Origin of the sequence: Clostridium sp. AWRP (genome assembly GCF_004006395.2) — a bacterium.
Taxonomy (GTDB): Bacteria; Bacillota; Clostridia; order Clostridiales; family Clostridiaceae; genus Clostridium_B.
Genome location: NZ_CP029758.2, coordinates 672,765 through 689,370, shown reverse-complemented (window position 1 = coordinate 689,370; position 16,606 = coordinate 672,765). Strand labels below are relative to the sequence as shown.

General features: G+C 35.6%; 8 protein-coding genes, 2 tRNA genes and 2 rRNA genes. 7 read left to right on the top strand and 5 right to left on the bottom strand.

What is annotated here, in order from left to right:
- Positions 1–71: 71 nt before the first annotated feature.
- The 4 genes from DMR38_RS03120 to DMR38_RS03105 form a co-directional block, all read right to left on the bottom strand.
- Positions 72–2,961: ribosomal RNA gene (locus tag DMR38_RS03120) — 23S ribosomal RNA — on the bottom strand.
- Positions 2,962–3,153: 192 nt separating this feature from the next.
- A tRNA-Ile gene (locus tag DMR38_RS03115) sits at positions 3,154–3,230 on the bottom strand.
- A 4-nt stretch (positions 3,231–3,234) separates the two neighbouring features.
- Positions 3,235–3,310 (bottom strand) — tRNA-Ala (locus tag DMR38_RS03110).
- Positions 3,311–3,713: 403 nt separating this feature from the next.
- Positions 3,714–5,223: ribosomal RNA gene (locus tag DMR38_RS03105) — 16S ribosomal RNA — on the bottom strand.
- Together the 16S and 23S rRNA genes with 2 tRNA genes alongside form the textbook arrangement of a ribosomal RNA operon.
- A 737-nt stretch (positions 5,224–5,960) precedes the next feature.
- Here DMR38_RS03105 and DMR38_RS03100 point away from each other — a divergent pair.
- The 7 genes from DMR38_RS03100 to DMR38_RS03070 all read left to right on the top strand — a co-directional run bounded on the left by DMR38_RS03100 (position 5,961) and on the right by DMR38_RS03070 (position 12,787).
- Positions 5,961–6,650: a response regulator transcription factor gene (locus DMR38_RS03100; protein ID WP_127723883.1), complete on the top strand. Its 690-nt coding sequence runs from the start codon at positions 5,961–5,963 to the stop codon at positions 6,648–6,650.
- Positions 6,651–6,708: 58 nt separating this feature from the next.
- Positions 6,709–7,581, top strand: a complete 873-nt coding sequence (locus tag DMR38_RS03095; protein WP_243124424.1) for a HAMP domain-containing sensor histidine kinase — start codon at positions 6,709–6,711, stop codon at positions 7,579–7,581.
- A 207-nt stretch (positions 7,582–7,788) separates the two neighbouring features.
- Positions 7,789–8,700 carry an ABC transporter ATP-binding protein gene (locus DMR38_RS03090; protein WP_127719946.1) on the top strand — a complete coding sequence of 304 codons (912 nt, stop codon included), beginning with the start codon at positions 7,789–7,791 and terminating at the stop codon, positions 8,698–8,700.
- Positions 8,701–9,450 (top strand): ABC transporter permease, encoded by a 750-nt coding sequence (locus DMR38_RS03085; protein ID WP_127719945.1) that lies wholly within the window; start codon positions 8,701–8,703, stop codon positions 9,448–9,450.
- A gap of 21 nt (positions 9,451–9,471) precedes the next feature.
- On the top strand, positions 9,472–10,203 hold the full coding sequence (locus DMR38_RS03080) for an ABC transporter permease (RefSeq protein ID WP_127719944.1): 732 nt from the start codon (positions 9,472–9,474) through the stop codon (positions 10,201–10,203).
- Positions 10,204–10,215: 12 nt separating this feature from the next.
- Complete coding sequence (locus tag DMR38_RS03075) at positions 10,216–11,487, top strand: S41 family peptidase (RefSeq protein WP_127719943.1); 1,272 nt, start codon at positions 10,216–10,218, stop codon at positions 11,485–11,487.
- Between the two features lie 94 nt (positions 11,488–11,581).
- Positions 11,582–12,787, top strand: coding sequence for an IS256 family transposase (locus tag DMR38_RS03070; protein ID WP_175413103.1), 1,206 nt, complete (start codon positions 11,582–11,584; stop codon positions 12,785–12,787).
- Positions 12,788–13,027: 240 nt separating this feature from the next.
- Here the strand turns inward: DMR38_RS03070 and DMR38_RS03065 are convergent, their stop codons facing one another.
- On the bottom strand, positions 13,028–16,597 hold the full coding sequence (locus DMR38_RS03065; protein ID WP_127719941.1) for a DUF4132 domain-containing protein: 3,570 nt from the start codon (positions 16,595–16,597) through the stop codon (positions 13,028–13,030).
- Between the last annotated feature and the right edge of the window lie 9 nt (positions 16,598–16,606).

Genomic DNA, 16,606 nt, shown 5'->3' with positions numbered 1-16,606 from the left:
TATCTTTTAAGAGTTCAAATTGCTCTGTCCTCTCAAAATTGCACAGTAAACTTTTCTTCTTTCGCTTTTATTTGGTCAAGCCCTCGACCTATTAGTATCAGTCAGCTTAACAGGTTGCCCTGCTTACACCTCTGACCTATCTCCTCGTGTTCTTCGAGGGGTCTTACTAGCTTACGCTATGGGAAATCTTATCTTGAGGTGGGCTTCACACTTAGATGCTTTCAGCGTTTATCCCTTCCCAACTTGGCTACCCAGCTATGCTCCTGGCGGAACAACTGGTTCACCAGCGGTCGGTCCATCCCGGTCCTCTCGTACTAAGGACAGCTCCTCTCAAATTTCCTGCGCCCGCGACGGATAGGGACCGAACTGTCTCACGACGTTCTGAACCCAGCTCGCGTGCCGCTTTAATGGGCGAACAGCCCAACCCTTGGGACCTACTTCAGCCCCAGGATGCGACGAGCCGACATCGAGGTGCCAAACCTCCCCGTCGATGTGAACTCTTGGGGGAGATCAGCCTGTTATCCCCGAGGTAGCTTTTATCCGTTGAGCGATGGCCCTCCCACGAGGTACCACCGGATCACTAAGCCCGACTTTCGTCCCTGCTCCACTTGTTTGTGTCGCAGTCAAGCTCCCTTCTGCCTTTGCACTCTTCGAAGAATTTCTAACCCTTCTGAGGGAACCTTTGTACGCCTCCGTTACTTTTTAGGAGGCGACCGCCCCAGTCAAACTGCCCGCCTAACATTGTCCCGTCTCCAGTTTCATGGAGCCCGGTTAGAATCCCAGTACTGTCAGGGTGGTATCCCAACATCGACTCTGTAATGGCTGGCGCCACTACTTCCTAGTCTCCCACCTATCCTGTACAGACAATACCGAAATTCAGTGCTAAACTGCAGTAAAGCTCTACGGGGTCTTTCCGTCCAATCGCGGGTAGCAAGCATCTTCACTTGCACTTCAATTTCGCCGGATTTGTTGTCGAGACAGTGCTCAAATCATTACGCCATTCGTGCGGGTCGGAACTTACCCGACAAGGAATTTCGCTACCTTAGGACCGTTATAGTTACGGCCGCCGTTTACTGGGGCTTAAGTTCTGACCTTCGCTTACGCTTAGTCTTCCCCTTAACCTTCCAGCACCGGGCAGGCGTCAGCTCCTATACTTCAGCTTTCGCTTTAGCAGAAACCTGTGTTTTTGATAAACAGTTGCTTGAGCCTTTTCTCTGCGGCCACTTGCGTGGCTCCCCTTCTCCCTAAGTTACGGGGTTAATTTGCCTAGTTCCTTAACAACAATTCTTCCGATGGTCTTAGGATTCTCTCCTCACCTACCTGTGTCGGTTTGCGGTACGGGCACATAAAAACTCCATAGAGACTTTTCTTGGCAGCGTGAAATCAGGTACTTCCCCTTACGGGTTCCCCATAACACCTCATCATTGATATACCGGATTTTCCTGGTATACCTGACTCGGTGCTTAGACATACATCCAATTGTATGCACACCTTATCCTCCTGCGTCATCCCTTTTGTCAAACGCTTTTATGCGGTATCGGAATTTCAACCGATTGTCCATCACCTACGCCTTTCGGCCTCGGCTTAGGTCCCGACTTACCCTGGGCGGACGAACCTTCCCCAGGAAACCTTAGGTTTTCGACCAATAAGATTCTCACTTATTTCTCGCTACTTATGCCAGCATTCTCTCTCCTGTACAATCCACCGTTCCTTCCGGTACGACTTCTACTCATACAGGATGCTCCTCTACCACTCTTTCGAGTCCACAGCTTCGGTGGTAAGTTTTAGCCCCGGACATTTTCGGCGCATGATCTCTTGACTAGTGAGCTATTACGCACTCTTTAAATGAGTGGCTGCTTCTGAGCCAACATCCTAGTTGTCTTAGAAATCACACATCCTTTCCCACTTAACTTACACTTTGGGACCTTAGCTGGTGGTCTGGGCTGTTTCCCTTTTGACCACGGATCTTATCATTCGCAGTCTGACTGCCGGAATTCAAGTATATGGCATTCGGAGTTTGATAAGGTTCAGTAACTGTTGTCAGCCCCTACCCCATTCAGTGCTCTACCTCCATTACTCATTTCCGACGCTAGCCCTAAAGCTATTTCGAGGAGAACCAGCTATCTCCGAGTTCGATTGGAATTTCTCCGCTATCCACAGCTCATCCCATGGTTTTTCAACACCAACGTGGTTCGGTCCTCCACGGAATTTTACTTCCGCTTCAACCTGGCCATGGATAGGTCACTCGGTTTCGGGTCTACAACATACAACTTCGCGCCCTTTTCAGACTCGGTTTCCCTCCGGCTCCGTACCTTAAGTACTTAACCTTGCTGCACATCGTAACTCGCTGGCTCGTTCTACAAAAAGCACGCCGTCGTACTTTACGTACTTCGACTGTTTGTGGACACACGGTTTCAAGTTCTATTTCACTCCCCTCCCGGGGTTCTTTTCACCTTTCCCTCACGGTACTCCTTCTCTATCGGTCACCAGGTAGTATTTAGCCTTGGGAGGTGGTCCTCCCTGTTTCCCACAAGGTTTCTCGTGTCTCGTGGTACTCTGGATTAGATCTGACTGTTCTTTGCTTTCATTTACAGGGCTTTTACCTTCTCCGGCAGAGCCTTCCAGCTCTCTTCAATTAGCACTTCACAGTATTTATAATCTATCCGCAACCCCAGGAACAAGTTCCTGGTTTGGGCTCTTTCCCTTTCGCTCGCCGCTACTTAGGAAATCGATGTTTCTTTCTCTTCCTCCGGGTACTTAGATGTTTCAGTTCCCCGGGTTTGCCTCTACAAACCTATGTATTCAGTCTGCAGTACCTAGTGTTGTCTAGGTGGGTTTCCCCATTCGGATATCTCTGGTTCTCTGGCTATTTGCGCCTACCCAGAGCTTTTCGCAGCTTATCACGTCCTTCTTAGGCTCCTGGTGCCAAGGCATCCTCCATGCGCCCTTTGTAGCTTGACCTTTCATTATCGAAAATTGCTATTTGCAATTTTCTCTGTATCATCTTAAATGTTTAGAATGATACTAAAGTTATTCTACAAAGGTTATATTATAACCTTAGCTTTACTTTATTTCTTATTTACTGTGCAATTTTCAAAGGACAATTTTTCAATTTACATCGTAAACTGAAAATGGTTTTCTAATGAAAACCTTTGGTGGGCTTAAATGGACTCGAACCATCGACCTCACGCTTATCAGGCGTGCGCTCTAACCAGCTGAGCTATAAGCCCTAAATGGTGGAGATAAAGAGATTCGAACTCTTGACCCTCTGCGTGCAAGGCAGATGCTCTCCCAGCTGAGCTATACCCCCAAAATATTTTTATTCTATTTTTAAAAAATTGCTATTAACTGCACAACACTTCGTCAAAGCTTTCATTCCAGTGCTCATTTACATAAGTAAACTCCGCTTCTCATTCAAGCTTTTCCTTGTCTTGCTCGTTACTATCAATTTTTTATCATCATCATACCACTTAAATTCAAAAGTGATACTGTGAAGAATCTATGATCCTTCAAAATTAAACAGAGTGAAAAATTGCTATTAACTTCGCATATCGACCTCAAAATCATTCACTGCGGTACTCATTTACATAAGTAAACTCTGTTCCTCGCTCATGTTTTTCCTTGATATACTCGTTACTATCAATTTTTAAGTTTCAACTTACTTAAACCATCAATTTATAAGATAGATTATACTCTATCTTTCGACTCCCTAGAAAGGAGGTGATCCAGCCGCAGGTTCTCCTACGGCTACCTTGTTACGACTTCACCCCAATTACTAACCCCACCTTCGGCCGCGTCCTCCTAAGTTAGACTACGGACTTCGGGTGTTGCCAGCTCTCATGGTGTGACGGGCGGTGTGTACAAGGCCCGGGAACGTATTCACCGCGACATTCTGATTCGCGATTACTAGCAACTCCAACTTCATGCAGGCGAGTTTCAGCCTGCAATCCGAACTGGGGGCAGTTTTTGAGGTTTGCTCCACCTTGCGGTCTTGCTTCTCTCTGTACTGCCCATTGTAGCACGTGTGTTGCCCTGGACATAAGGGGCATGATGATTTGACGTCATCCCCACCTTCCTCCGCGTTAACCGCGGCAGTCTTGCTAGAGTGCTCAACTAAATGTTAGCAACTAACAACAGGGGTTGCGCTCGTTGCAGGACTTAACCTAACATCTCACGACACGAGCTGACGACAACCATGCACCACCTGTATCCCTGCCCCGAAGGGCTTCTCTTATCTCTAAGATATTCAGGGTATGTCAAGTCCAGGTAAGGTTCTTCGCGTTGCTTCGAATTAAACCACATGCTCCGCTGCTTGTGCGGGCCCCCGTCAATTCCTTTGAGTTTTAATCTTGCGATCGTACTTCCCAGGCGGAGTACTTATTGTGTTTACTGCGGCACAGAAGGGGTCGATACCTCCTACACCTAGTACTCATCGTTTACGGCGTGGACTACCAGGGTATCTAATCCTGTTTGCTACCCACGCTTTCGTGCCTCAGCGTCAGTTACGGTCCAGAGAATCGCCTTCGCCACTGGTGTTCTTCCTAATCTCTACGCATTTCACCGCTACACTAGGAATTCCATTCTCCTCTCCCGCACTCCAGATACCCAGTTTGAAATGCAGTGCCCGGGTTAAGCCCGGGTATTTCACATCTCACTTAAATATCCGCCTACGCACTCTTTACGCCCAGTAATTCCGGACAACGCTCGCCACCTACGTATTACCGCGGCTGCTGGCACGTAGTTAGCCGTGGCTTCCTCCTTGGGTACCGTCATTATCGTCCCCAAAGACAGAGCTTTACAATCCGAAAACCTTCTTCACTCACGCGGCGTTGCTGCATCAGGCTTTCGCCCATTGTGCAATATTCCCCACTGCTGCCTCCCGTAGGAGTCTGGACCGTCTCTCAGTTCCAATGTGGCCGATCACCCTCTCAGGTCGGCTACGCATCGTCGCCTTGGTAGGCCGTTATCCTACCAACTAGCTAATGCGCCGCGGGTCCATCTCAAAGCGGATTACTCCTTTAAATCAGTTTCCATGTGAAAATTGATTATTATGCGGTATTAATCTCCCTTTCGGGAGGCTATCCCCCTCTTTGAGGTAGGTTACCCACGTGTTACTCACCCGTCCGCCGCTAATCCACTCCCGAAGGAGCTTCATCGCTCGACTTGCATGTGTTAAGCACGCCGCCAGCGTTCGTCCTGAGCCAGGATCAAACTCTTAATTTAAAAGTTTATATGGCTCTATAGAAAATCAACACTAACTTCGCATTTCTGCGTCAAACCTTTCGCTGTGGTGCTCATTTACTTAAGTAAACTCCGCTCCTCGCTCAAGGCTTTCCTTGAACTACTCGTTATTATTGATTTTAGTATATTACTAAATGTAATACACCAAATTACGAAATTACTTCTTTAGCTGCTCTCGCAGCTCAAAAGAATTGCTGGTTTATTCTAAATAAGTTGTACTTATATCTTCCTCTGTTTAATTTTCAAGGATCATTTTGCTGTCTCACTTCGACAGCTTTTATAGTTTATCACGTCTTTCTTATTTTGTCAACATCTTTTTTCTACTAACAAAATACAAATTTACGCGGCTCTCAAGCAATATTTATCAACTGCTCAAGCAACGTATGTAATCTTATCATATTTCTTATAACACTACTGATATTATATACTCAAATACTACAAATTATATTGTAAATAGTAACTATTTCTCTTTTATACTTAATATTTCGCACATAGATACACCAGGTAGAGATTATACTGATTTTTTGTTTTGAAGCACTAAATCATTGAAAAACATACTCCTCTTTTTATATAATAATTATAGGATTATCAATGAATCTTACTTAGTAGGAAAAACAGATATCTCAAATCTTTGATTTAGTGATAGTCGCTTTCACAGAGTGCGTGGGATTGTTAAAGTAACTAGCCATCATACAAAATTAATGAAGGAGGCTTTTAAAATAAATATATGTAAAATACTTATTATAGAGGACGATGAAGAAATAAACAACCTAATCTATAATACTTTAAAAAATGAAAATTATAATATAGTACAAGCTTTTGACGGAAAATATGCCCTTGAAAAATACGACAATACTTTTCAATTGATTATTCTAGATTTAATGCTTCCTTACATAGATGGTATAGAAGTTTTGAGAAAAATACGAGAAAATAGTACTGTACCCGTTATTATTCTTTCCGCTAAAAATGAAGAAACCGATAGAGTTATAGGGCTCAGCATGGGTGCTGATGATTATATGATAAAACCATTTTCCACAAGAGAACTTGCAGCTAGAGTCAAAGCTCAGCTCAGAAGATACATATATTACAATAACGTTCATGATAAAAACCCAACTTTAACATATAAATCTTTAAAATTGGATACTTCAAATCATAAGTTCTTTAAAGAAGACAAAGAACTAAACTTGACTCCAAAGGAATTTGAACTCCTAAAGTTTTTTCTTAAAAATCCTGATAGAGTTTTTACAAAAGCACAAATATTTAATGGAGTTTGGGAAAATGACTATTTACATGATGATAATACTGTAATGGTACATATAAAGAGACTTAGGAACAAAATTGAAGATAATCCAAACAACCCTAAATACATAGTTACTGTATGGGGAATAGGATATAAACTTGGTGAATAATATGAGTATATTAAATTGCATTTTGATATTCATAATAATTTTTCTAATACTTATACTAATGAGCTTTTATAAAAAAGCAAATTATATTTCAACAGTCATTGGTCAAATATTAAATGGAAATTTAAATCAAAGGATACGAATACAAACCCATGTAAAAGCTTTAAGTAAACTGATTATAAATATAAATAGATTGATAGACGAACTTCAAAAAGTACAGGAAAAAAGTAATACAAGTGAAGAATCCCGTAAAAGGATGATATCAAATATATCACATGATTTAAGAACACCACTTACATCTATACTTGGGTATATAGAACTAGTATTAAATGATAGTAATTTGACTCAAAATGAAAAGGAGGGTTATATAAAAATAGCTTACAGTAAGGGAAATTATCTCTATAATTTGATGGAAGAATTTTTTCAAATTTCAAAGATAGACTCAAATGACTTTAAGCTTGATGTAAAAGAAATAAATATATGTGAAATTGTAAGACAAAACGTATTACTTTTCTTTAGTGAATTTAAAAAGATAAATATTGAGCCTGAATTAAATCTTGAAAAAGATGATGTTTATGCTGTGGCAGATGAAAAGTCCCTAAACAGAATTTTAGCAAATCTCATAAATAATGCATTAAAGTACGGCTCACATTCCACTAAAATAGGTATTGATTTAAGCTGTGATAATGATAATGTTTTTATTTCTGTATGGGACAATGGACCTGGAATACCTAAAGAAGATTTACCGTATGTATTTGATAGATTGTATACCGTAGAAAAATCTAGGAAGTTAAATTTAAAAAGCAGCGGATTGGGACTTACAATAGTAAAAAAGTTGGTTGAATCATTAGGTGGAGACATTTTTGTATCCAGCACTCCTTTTGAAAGAACAGAATTTAAATTTATGCTGAAGCAGAATTTAAGAAAATTGTAAGGACTTATTAAATAGCATGTAAGGATTATGTTGTATATTATAGACATAGTCCTTTTTTATTCTATAGAAAAGATGGGTGCAGGGAAGGTACTTCCCGCTGGTTTAAGGAGGGTGCTCAGACGCATAGCGTCGTCGAAAGGAACCTAGGGTTCCCTAGCGAAATTGACTTTGTCAATTTTTTTATTAAATGTTAATGGAGGTATCGTGATGGACGACATTCTTAAAACTTACAATTTAACAAAAGAATTTAAACACTTTTGTGCAGTTAAAAATTTGAATATACACATAAAAAAAGGTGATATATATGGCTTTCTTGGACAAAATGGTGCAGGAAAAACTACAACCATAAGAATGATTATGGGACTTATAAAACCAACCTCTGGAGAAATTGAACTCTTTTCAGAAAAAACTTCAAATAGAAATAGAAAAGTTCTTGAGAGGATAGGTTCAATGATAGAATATCCAGGATTTTATCCAAATCTCACAGCAGGCGAAAATTTAGAAATACATAGGCGGATGATGGGAGTACAGGGCAAGAATTGCATAGATGAATCTTTAAAAGTAGTAGGAATAAATAACGTTAAAGATAAGAAAGTAAAAGAGTTTTCACTTGGTATGAAGCAAAGGCTTGGGATTGCAAGAGCACTTTTACACCATCCTGAATTTTTAATATTGGATGAACCAACTAATGGGCTTGATCCTATAGGAATTAAAGAAATAAGAGAACTAATTATAGATTTATGTAAAAAACAAGGTATTACATTTTTAATATCCAGTCACATATTAAGCGAAGTTCAACAGATGGCAAATAAGATAGGCATAATTCATAAGGGAGATCTCCTAGAAGAAATATCCTATGACGAACTCCAAAGAAGAAACAGACATTATATAAATATCAAGGTTGATAATGATAAAAAAGCTTCTTTCGTGCTTGAAGAAAAACTTGGAATAAAAGATTATGTTATATGGGGAAAAAATAATTTTAGGGTTTATGAAAAGCTTCAGGAAATTTCAAATATAAATAAAGCTTTAGTTTCAAATGATTTACTTGTAGATGAAGTATGTTTAAAAGTGGACAGCCTGGAAGATTATTTTATAAAGCTTACAGGAGGCAATTAAATGTTTAATATAGTATACTCTGAATTTTTAAAGCTTAAAAAGTCATATCTGGTAATTATAACTTTAATTGCTGCTATTTTTGTTCCAATACTTGAATGTATTCAGTCACTTTCAAACAACTATAGTGGTAGTTCAGAAACACTAAGAAATACTTTATTTATGAATTATAGGATAAACATAGAATTGATTTGTTTTCAGTTTTTATATATAGTTTTTTTCTCATTAATAACAAGTTATGTTTTCTCAAGAGAATTTTCAGATAAAACTGCAAATACTTTATTTGTTTATCCATCTTCTAGAATAAAAATTTTCATTGGAAAATTAATTACAGTGTATGTAATAATTGCATTTGCATATTTCATTCAATTTATATCCACATATTTGACACTTTATATATCATGGGGAAATTTACTTCCATCTTATCTTATTGTTAAAGATATAGAAGTCAACTTATATTCCATGCTATTTCAGTTTTTGCTAATGCCGATTCCAATATTAATTGGAAACTTAACGAAGAACATTATCTTTCCTGTAATATATGGCATACTTGGAGCTATATCTTCTGCATTTATGATGCTTATGGGCATATATATGCAAATGGATCCGCTCATGCTTCCTGCATTACCTATATATTATTTTTATAAAGGTGATCCAATTGATTATGTACTTGTCATTTCAAGTGCAGTTTTAACTCTTGGCGTATCTATGTTTCTATGTTTATATCACTATATTAATGGAGATATAAACTAATTTTAATGGAGGAATTCTAAAATGTTAAATATGATATACTCAGAATTTTTTAAATTGAAAAAGACTTGCATTGCACCTCTTATTTTGATTGGCGGAACAATTATGACAATACTCATGTTTGCTGCAAGACATATAACTGAAGTTAACATGTCTTTTGAAAAATATGCTTACAATATAGAACAGACAAATTTTATAATGCTGTTTATAGTATTATTTTCAATAATATCGGCATATGTATTTTCAAGAGAATTTACAGATAAGACAGCTAATGTATTATACGCTTATCCGGCAAGCAAATTAAAAATTTTCATGTCAAAATTAGTTGTAATATATATATTGATTTTTTTAACATATGTTATCGAAATCATATCAATACCATTAAGCTATTACTTTTTAAATGGAAATTTACCCGAAATAAATGTTATAACAAAGGATTTAAAAGCAAATATATTATCTATGTTATTTCAATTTTTATTAGTTCCAATTCCTGTATTAATTGCAAACTTGAGCAGGAATATTATAATGCCAATGACTTATTGTATATTAGGTTTTATTTTGTCATGTCTACTTAGAACTCAGTCTTTTTCATATTGTGCAAAATATATTCCACTACTGTCACCATGGCTTTCAGTAGATTATTTTTATTCAAATGCGTATGTTGATTTGAATTATATTACAATTTCAAGTGTTTTGTGTTTTATATTTTTTATAAGTATTTCTATATATGAATTTAACAAAAAAGATATAAACTAAAAGGAGTTAATTATGAATAAATTTATAAAATTAGGCTTTTGCTTTGTATTACTTTTTCTTTCTATGGTTACAGTAGGATGTGAATCTCAGTATTTAGGCGGAGATAGAAATACAAAGTGGAAAAAGGATTTAAGTTATATGCAAAAGGCTCTTCCTAGAAAACATGTAAACCTATTTTTTAAAGCAAGTGAGGAAAAGTTTAATGATGAGATAAATACACTAAAAAATTCAGTAGATAATTTAAATGACGATGAAATAGCCGCTGGTATCTATAAAATAGCTGCATCCATAGGAGATTCGCATACATCTGCATACAGGAAAACTTTAAATGCATATCCAATGGAATTTTACTATTTTAAAGAAGGTATATATGTTGTAAATACCACAAGTGAGTATAAAAAAGCTCTTTATGCAAAACTCACAAAAGTAAATGGTAAAGACATAAAAAATATCCAAGAAGCCATTTTACCACTAATAGTAAATGACAACGAAGGAATGGTTAAAAAGAGTGTGCCCAAGTATTTGTCAAATCCTGAAATTCTCCATGGCATAAAAGTTGTATCTGATACAAATAAAGCAGTCTTTACTTTTGAAGGCAGTAATGGAAAAACTTTTAATTTAAATATAAAGCCTATGGATAAACACAAAATTGGTGAAAAATTTATTGTAAATGAAAAGTATAATAGTTCATATCCTCTTTATATGCAAAAGGGTAACCTGAATTACTGGTATAAATATTTGAATGATGAAAAAACAGTATATTTTAAATACAATAAGTGCCAAAGTGATGAGGACTCAGGTAAATCCATAGAAGATTTTATAGCTCAAATGTTAAATTTCATGAATACTAATAATACTAATAAATTCGTAATTGATATGAGAGATAATTCCGGTGGAAGTGATAAATATATAAAGCCAATTATAGACTGGCTTAAAAATAAAAAGTTAAATAATAAAAATCACCTTTTTGTAATAGTTGGACGGAACACCTTTTCATCCGCAATAGTTGATACTAACCTATTAAAAAAGTATACTAATGCAACTTTTGTAGGGGAAACTACTAGTGGTAAACCAAATCACTATGGTGCTGTAAAGGAATTTGAACTTCCAAATTCAAAAATGGAAATAAGTTATTCCACACAATTTAATAAAAGTTCTGATGACAACAGCAGCACTTTTACTCCTGATAAAATAATTAAATTGTCTATAGAAGATTACATTAATAAAAAAGATCCTGTTTTGAATTACATTTTAAAATTTGAGCCTGTGATAAAAAGTCTGTAAATCAAATAAAAACATAAAGCTTTCTATGATAAAATAAAAATTATAGGAGGCTTTTTTTATGGCAAGGAAAAAAGATGTTTATAAGGTAAAACCAATGACAGATGGTAAGAGAAATATTATAACTTCTCTTATAAGTGAGTATGATATCAAATCTGCAGAGGACATTCAAGATGCACTGAAAGATCTACTGGGAGGAACTCTTCAGGAGATGCTGGAAGGTGAGATGGACAACCATCTTGGCTATGAAAAGTATGGACGCTCAGATGAAGCTAACTACAGGAATGGTAAGAAAAGCAAGAAAGTACGAAGTAAATATGGTGAAGTAGAGATTGATGTACCTCAAGATAGGAACAGTACATTTCAGCCGCAGGCTGTAGCAAAGCGCCAGAAGGACATATCAAGCATAGAAGACAAAATAATATCGATGTATGCAAAAGGTATGACTACAAGACAAATATCTGAAATTATTGAAGACATATATGGTTTTGAAGCAAGTGAAAGTATGATATCTAACATAACAGACCGCATATTACCAGAGATTGAACAGTGGCAGCAGCGTCCATTGTCTACAGTTTATCCAATTGTTTTCATAGATGCAGTACATTTTTCTGTTAGAGATAATGGTATAGTAAAAAAACTTGCGGCCTATATAATCATGGGAATAAATGATGCCGGAATAAAAGATGTGCTTTCCATAAATATAGGTGAGAACGAGAGCAGCAAATACTGGCTTGGTGTTTTAAATGAGCTTAAAAACAGAGGAGTTAAAGATATCCTCATACTTTGTGCAGATGGTCTTTCTGGCATAAAAGAATCTATAAATGCGTCCTTTCCGGACACAGAATACCAAAGATGCATCGTACATCAGATAAGAAATACACTTAAATATGTATCTTATAAACACAAGAAAGATTTTGCAAAGGATCTTAAGAGTATATATCAGGCTCCATCTGAGGAAACTGCTCATAAAAATCTGGAAATTGTAACTAAGAAGTGGAATGATAAATATCCAGGATCTATGCGAAGCTGGTTGAAAAATTGGGATGCTATAACCCCTATATTCAAATTTTCACCAGAAGTCAGAAAAGTAATATATACAACGAATGCCATAGAAAGCCTTAATAGCACATACCGCAGATTAAACAGTCAAAGAAGCGTATTTCCAAGTGATACTGCACTTCTAAAGGCACTTTATCTTGCAACATTTGAGGCAACTAAGAAATGGACGTCAGTCCTCAGAAACTGGGGTAAGGTTTATGGTGAACTATCCATAATGTATGATGGCAGACTTCCCGAATAAAATTTTTATAAAAATAACGCCTTTTTTCTTAGGCGTTATTGACATACTCATTTTTAAATTATATATTTGAAATTAAGACAGAAATAATTTTTTACATAGCTGTCTTTCTAAAATATCATAGAAAGCTAATTTACAGAAAAAATCTAACACTCTCTAAAATTTTAAGAGAATGTGTATAGATTTGGTTTTTACACAAATCTATACACATTTCTTTTTTATGCCCACTATTTAACAATATTTTTAAAGCTTAATTCCAGAACCATTTCTCCAATTTTCATTTACTGTATTGCTTGATGATAGTGCACTGCTAACTTGATATAGTATTTCGCTAAAATACTTTTCTGGAACTTGACTTAAGGAAAGTAAATGCTGTTCCTTTACCTCATCATATATATAACTTCCTCTTTTCACTGTACCTGCATTATAAAATCTCAATATATAAATTGTCGTATCTTCATTTTCATAGCCAACAGACAATCCTTCAAACTTCAATTCAACTCCTATGCCCAAGTTGTTATCTTCCTTGTAAAATTCATAGTATCCACCTGCATCCTGAATAGAACCTCTATACCAACCATAATTCATTATCTTACCTACAAGTGATAGACCATTGACAATTTTTCCTCCAAATCTATCTACATACTTCATTTTCTTTTCTTCTTCAGTCATAGTAAATACTTCTCTATCCAGCTGTTTAATTGGCTGCACAATTTCATAGTCTTCAAGCTGTTCCTTCCAAATATTTAAATCTTCTTTAGAAAGTTCAAGAGGATGAACAAGTCCTATGCTTGATTTTTCAGGTACTTCAAATTCATCTTCATCTTTAGTATTAAAAGTTCCATCTTCCATATATCTAAATGTATCTACTAATTTTGAATTTTCATAGATTCCCCATATAAGTCCTATTGAAAATTTATGCATAATAGGATTTTCAACAAATAGTTTTATCCATGCTTCTTTTGTCCACTTTCTTTCATTTGAGAGTGCCAAATCCATCCTAGTAGTTTGAACTGAAATCGTATTTTTCAATTTTTTCTTAAACGCTCTAAATTCACTACGTGCTTCCTTTGTTTTTAATTCATCATCTTTTTTCCCTGGTGAAGGCAAGTTTTTAAGTTTCTTTTCATTTTGATCATATACTTCTACACTTAAGTCTGCAGCAAGTCTTACAGTAAACTTTCTACTTCCATAGTCAAATATTCTCTCCCCACTTACATTAAATCCTAAGTTCGGAACAACTTTATCAGAAAGTTCTTCTCTATCCACTCCCATTTGCTCTGCAGCAAAATCAAGAGCTTCTGCCGCTGCTTTTTTAACCTGCTTGAACTTGAATTTTCTTGAAATGCCATCAACTATTAAGAGTGCAGAAGGACTCCCATTTAAAGCTAGAGCCTTAACTGCCTGACTTGCTATGGCACCTCTTGAATTCTTTGCCCAATCATTGATACACTTTTGCAGCTTCATTACAATTTCCTCTCCACCATAAATTGACGAAAATCCAAGCACCCATCTCTTTTTAGCTTCGGCACCTTTTTCAAGCCACCTATCAAAAACTTTATTTGCAAATAACTTCAATCCATCTCTATTTAACTTTTGAACAAGCCTGTCTCCATCAACACTTTTACCTATAGTATTTGATGCTGAATAACAAAGTAAGACAGCCTTTAAATAATCCTCTTCACAGTAATTATTACTCTCTTCTAATCTAACCTTAGGTAATGAATCAAACTCAAGCCATGAAAGTGACTTCTTTTTATTGCCTTTAAGTAAATCTTTTATAAATTCCTCACCTTTTAATTTTTCTTTGTCCGTGCCTTCTTGTTCAATTCCCAAAACTTCCATAAGTAAGGCTCTTATTTTCTGACTCTTTTCAGCCTCCAGAGTATAATTTAAACATTCTTTAATGAGCTTACTTCTTTCCTCTTCAATACCTTCCTCATTTAACCATTTTGATAAAATTCTTATAGCAACTTCTCTTTCTCCCTGTTTCTTGGCCTTAAGCCTATCAAGCACACCTTCCATATATTTAAGATTGCTTGAACTATTTGTAAACACCTCTACTATCTTTTCCTTAACCTTTTTTGAGCCATCTCCAAATTTATCTAAAACTACTTTTATATTTTCTTCCCTTTTCACTTTAAATATATACTCTAAGAATACACATCTTCCATCCGCTGAAATATTATCTATATTTTTAACAACTTCCTCCTTATCTTTTACCACAATATCTTTTAAAACAGTATGAAGTGATGCTGCTTTCCTTCCCATATAATCATAATCATTTATAATATTATCTATAAGTTTCATCTTTGCCATGACAGATACACTGTATTTTCTAAGTATATCAAATATTTTATGAAACTTTTCACTACTGTACTCTGTTCCAGTGTTTCTCTTATAGTCTGATGAAAGTTTTACGATATAATTCTTATAACCAACTGATGCCATTACTGAAACTACTCTTTCGTATAAATTAATACCTCCGCCTAAATTTTTGCATAAAATATTCAGTACTTCTATTAATTCATTATTCATTCTCCAATAGCTTGTATTTTGAGGTTCTATTGAATGTAATGTATTTTTCACATCTTTAAAGGAAACATCATCTCGCAAAAATGATTCTACTACACTTATATCCCCTTCATTTACTTTATCTTCCCTAAGAACTTTTGAAAACACATTTATGCAATTTTCCTCAAGAGTTTTTATATAATTTGATTTTTCATCACCATCAAGCATAAATGACATTAAATAATTTTTACTGGCACCTTCTGATAAGCTTATGGCTTCTTCAAAGAACTTCTTGTCCTCTTTTAATTTTTTCTTGAGTATTTCTGATGCCGTTTCATTACCTGCAAACTTTTCTGCATACCAAGCAACATGGTATTTTGAAGGTATTTCAAATAACATATCCATATTATTTACAGTATCAGAATAACAACTTGTAACAGGTAAAATACTATATGCTGAGTTTAAAGCATCTCTAAAATTTACTCTTACAAAAAACTGGAACATCTGCTTTAAAGTTGCAGATTTATCTGCATTTAATGCTGAAAATCCAACTAAAAATTTAAATAGGTAATCACTATATTTATATCCTTTAACTTCATCAATAATATTTTCAAGAAGTGCATAGTCATTCTTTTCAATGAACTTTTGAATTTTTTTTACCAAATCATCAGGCATTTTATTATCATAAAGGTTGTCTATAGAATCTGTAAAATCATCTTCTATGTCCTTTAAAAATTCATAATACTTATCATTTTTTTCTATACCTTTATATTTGCAATATATTGAACAGACTACCATTTTTTGATTTACATCCAGGTACTCACAAGCCTTTATTACATCCTCCGGACTTTCCCTGCATATATCATATATTGTTTTAAAATTTTTATTATCTAATCTGCTATAGTCATATGCCAAACGGTTTACATAAACTATAAGAACTATATATTTTTCAACTCCAGCTTTTATAAGTTCATTAACAGTGTATTCAGAAATCCAGTAACTAGATTTAAGTATTACATAGGTCACGCTTGCTTTTCCCATTTTAAACAAGATATTTATGTATTTTCTTATATATTCATTTGACTTGTATCTTCTTATAGAGGTATATGCTTTTGCGGCCTTACTCAATATATCCTTTGAAATCGAGTTAAAGTCAACCTCAGGAAGCATATTTAAAAATTCATCTTCTTGAACTTCATCTTCTAAATAATCTTCTAGAGACCCCAAGACATCCTGTGATACATTTAGTTCCTCAAGTACATCCTCAATTTTATTAAGTAAATGTTCCTTTATATTCACACTATCCAC

Coding starts and splice junctions, on each gene's coding strand:
- DMR38_RS03095 (WP_243124424.1), top strand. CDS start 6,709: ATGAGCTTTTATAAAAAAGCAAATTATATTTCAACAGTCATTGGTCAA.
- DMR38_RS03090 (WP_127719946.1), top strand. CDS start 7,789: ATGGACGACATTCTTAAAACTTACAATTTAACAAAAGAATTTAAACAC.
- DMR38_RS03085 (WP_127719945.1), top strand. CDS start 8,701: ATGTTTAATATAGTATACTCTGAATTTTTAAAGCTTAAAAAGTCATAT.
- DMR38_RS03080 (WP_127719944.1), top strand. CDS start 9,472: ATGTTAAATATGATATACTCAGAATTTTTTAAATTGAAAAAGACTTGC.
- DMR38_RS03075 (WP_127719943.1), top strand. CDS start 10,216: ATGAATAAATTTATAAAATTAGGCTTTTGCTTTGTATTACTTTTTCTT.
- DMR38_RS03070 (WP_175413103.1), top strand. CDS start 11,582: ATGACAGATGGTAAGAGAAATATTATAACTTCTCTTATAAGTGAGTAT.